We start from the raw sequence: 3,314 nt of genomic DNA on the forward strand, positions 1-3,314 counted from the left end.
GGCTTGTGTGGGAGCCGGGCTTGCCCGCGATGCAGGCACCTCGGTCTTCAGCTGGATCGAGTTGATGCTATCGCAGGCAAGCCAGCTCCCACACAAGCCAGCTCCCACATTTTGATCTTCACATGGCTTAGATGCCCTGCGGGGTTTCTTCGCCGCCCAGTGCCTCAACCAACGCCGGCAGGAACTCACCAAACGTCAGCATCATCAGGGTAAAGCTGGCATCCAGCTGGCCCAATGCCTCGTCGCCGCCGTCCTGTTCAGCCTGGTCTTGCAGCAGGTCTTCGAACTTCAGGCGCTTGACGGTCATTTTGTCGTCGAGCATGAAGGACAACTTGTCCTGCCAGGCCAGGGACAATTGCGTCACGACTTTGCCGGTAGTCAGGTGCAGTTGGATCTCTTCGCCGGTCAGGTCCTGGCGCTTGCAGCGCACGATGCCGCCGTCTTCGTGGGTGTCGCGCAGTTCGCATTCGTCGAGGACGAAGAAGTCATCGGCCGGCTTCTGCGTGGTGACCCAGTCGGTCATGATCGCCGTTGGTGCGGTTTTAACCGTCAGCGGGCGTACCGGCAGGGTGCCGATTACTTCGCGCAGGGTCGACAGCAGGTCTTCGGCGCGTTTCGGGCTCGCCGAGTTGACCAGGATCAGGCCCTGTTTCGGCGCAATGGCGGCGAAAGTCGACGAGCGACGGATAAAGGCGCGCGGCAGGAAGGCCTGGATGATTTCATCCTTGATCTGGTCGCGTTCCTTCTTATAGACCTTGCGCATTTGCTCGGCCTCGATCTCTTCGACTTTCTCTTTAAGCGCGTCACGCACCACGCTACCCGGCAGGATGCGTTCTTCCTTGCGTGCAGCGATCAGCAGGAAGTCACCGCTGACATGCACCAGGGGAGCGTCTTCACCTTTACCAAAAGGTGCGACGAAACCGTAAGTGGTCAACTCCTGGCTTGCACACGGGCGCGCCAGTTTGGTGGCCATGGCCGCTTCCAACGCCTCGGCATCAACAGGCAGATCTTGGGTCAGGCGATAGATAAGCAGGTTCTTGAACCACATGGGGTGAGTCTCTCCTTTATACAAAGGGGGGCATTATTCTCTTGATCCGGGCTGAGGCCAACCCTGCCTAAGCCATTGGAAGGGCTGAAAAAAAAGATTTAAGAAAGTGCTTGCCAGACTTAAGGTCGCTCCGTAGAATGCGCGCCACACCGAAGCGAAGGGTGATTAGCTCAGCTGGGAGAGCGTCTGCCTTACAAGCAGAATGTCGGCGGTTCGATCCCGTCATCACCCACCATTCGTTTCAAGTGTTACGCGCAGCGGTAGTTCAGTCGGTTAGAATACCGGCCTGTCACGCCGGGGGTCGCGGGTTCGAGTCCCGTCCGCTGCGCCATATTCGGTAACCTGGAACACTGAACGCCAGGTCACCACAAGAAGCCCGCTCATTGAGCGGGCTTTTTTTTGCCTGCGATTCAGCTTTGCGCTTCGGCGGCGAGCGCCACAGGCGCGGGTGCAATCTCACGTCGGCTCAGAAACACAAACACCACCACCGCCGTAAACAGGGTGAGCCCGGCCAGCCACTGCAGCAACGTATTGAAGCCCGCGAGGTAGGCCGTGCGCAGCAATTCCAGCGGGAGGTTTGCACGGGTGTCGCCCATGACCAACTGCTGGGCAACCCCAGCAATGTCCTGCGAACTGTCTGCGGGCAGATGTTGGGCAACCAGCGCACTCAACACCGCCACGGTGATGGCCAGCGCCACACCTTCACTGGCAACCCGGGTCGTATTGAAAATGCCTGCGGCCATGCCCGCACGCTCTGTGGGCACCACGCTGATCGCCAGGCCATCCATCAAGCCCCACGGCAAGCCCGTCCCCATCCCGATCACCAACATTGCCACGACAGTCAGCAATGGCTGGCCGGGCTGGGCCAGGCTCAGCCCATATAAACCCGCCGCCGCGATCAACAGGCCAAGGGCACACAACAGCCCCGCCGACAGCCAGCGTGTCAGCGTTGCGGCCAGTAACGGCACCACCAGCATCGGCGCAGACAGCGCCAGCATCATCAAGCCCGCCTCTGACGCGCTGGCGCCTTCGACCCCAATAAACCGCAGCGGCAGCAACACCACCAGCACGATGTAGCAGTAGCAGGTGCCAATCGGCAACAATTGCACGCCGATAAAACGCGCAAAGCGAAACAGGCGCAGATCCAGCATCGGTTGGCTCGCACGCTGTTCAACCAGGATAAACACCAGCAAGAAAGCCGCAGCCGCCGCAAGCAGGCAACCGGTTGTCACCGAAGCCCAACCCAACTGCGGCGCGAGAATGATCGCCGTGGTCAAGCTCACCAGCATTGCCGAAAACGTCAGTACGCCAGGCAGGTCCAACTGCAGCGCTTGCGGGTCGCGGCTCTCTCGCATTGTGGGTGCGGCGCACAGCAACGACAGGCCCGCCAGCAATGCGGTGGTGAAGAAAATCGCACGCCAGCCCCACAGTTCAATCAGCCACCCAGACAGCAGCGGCCCGAAAGCCAGGCCCGCGCCAAAGGTGGTGCCCAGCAAGCTGAAGGCGCGTGTCCTGGCATGGCCGTCGAACTCCTGCGCCAACGCTGCGCAGCCGCTGGCCAATGCGGTAGCTGCCGCAACACCTTGAACACCGCGCAGTACATCCAGCCAGAGCATGCCCGGCGCCACGGTCAGCAGCAGCGAGACACCTGTAAACAGCGCCATGCCCCACAAGAACAAGCGCTTGCGACCATACCGATCGGCAAGGGTGCCGGCGGCCATCAGCAGGCTGCCAAAACTAAGCATGAATGCGTTGGTGATCCACGCCAACTGTGTGGGGTGCGCAGCAAATGCGTGGCCGATAAAGGGCGTCGCTATGGCGCCACCGGTAAAGCTCATGGGCAACACCAGAGCCGCCAGGCAGATCGCGGCAAGAATGGCATAGCGGCCATGGGCGGAGTCGGCTGTGTTCATCGGGAGATTCCTGTGGACCTGTAAAGATAAAGACTCTAATCAGGATGTAATGGCGGATAAATGGGCCTACATTCCACACATAACGGACAAATTGGATGCATTGGTATGAGCGACAATCTCAGCGGTATGATCGCCTTCGTGAAAACCGCTGAAGCGCTCAGCTTCACAGGCGCGGCGCGGGCGATGGGCATTTCCGCCTCGGCGGTGGGCAAAAATGTGGTCAAGCTGGAAGCGTCGTTGAATGTGCGGTTGTTGCACCGCAGCACGCGCAAAGTCAGCCTGACTGCTGAAGGCCAGTTGTTCTACGAGCGCTGTCGGAAAATTCTCGATGACCTGCAGGACGCCCGCGCCAT

Annotated in this window: 3 protein-coding genes and 2 tRNA genes; 3 read left to right on the top strand and 2 right to left on the bottom strand. The window is 60.1% G+C overall.

Going from position 1 to position 3,314, the window contains the following annotated elements:
- Positions 1 to 127: 127 nt before the first annotated feature.
- Positions 128 to 1,048, bottom strand: coding sequence for a recombination-associated protein RdgC (gene rdgC, locus FEM54_RS28340; protein WP_003172886.1), 921 nt, complete (start codon positions 1,046 to 1,048; stop codon positions 128 to 130).
- A 159-nt stretch (positions 1,049 to 1,207) separates the two neighbouring features.
- Between rdgC and FEM54_RS28345 the strand changes: the two genes are divergently transcribed.
- Positions 1,208 to 1,283, top strand: a tRNA-Val gene (locus FEM54_RS28345).
- A 19-nt stretch (positions 1,284 to 1,302) separates the two neighbouring features.
- Positions 1,303 to 1,379 (top strand) — tRNA-Asp (locus FEM54_RS28350).
- Between the two features lie 79 nt (positions 1,380 to 1,458).
- Here the strand turns inward: FEM54_RS28350 and FEM54_RS28355 are convergent.
- A complete protein-coding gene (locus FEM54_RS28355) occupies positions 1,459 to 2,961 on the bottom strand; it encodes an MFS transporter (protein ID WP_138453836.1) in 1,503 nt (500 codons plus the stop codon).
- A gap of 105 nt (positions 2,962 to 3,066) precedes the next feature.
- Between FEM54_RS28355 and FEM54_RS28360 the strand changes: the two genes are divergently transcribed.
- Positions 3,067 to 3,314 (top strand): LysR family transcriptional regulator (locus tag FEM54_RS28360; protein WP_138453837.1); only part of this gene is annotated, 248 nt, incomplete at its 3' end.

The organism is Pseudomonas edaphica (assembly GCF_005863185.1).
GTDB classification, from domain to species: Bacteria; Pseudomonadota; Gammaproteobacteria; order Pseudomonadales; family Pseudomonadaceae; genus Aquipseudomonas; species Aquipseudomonas edaphica.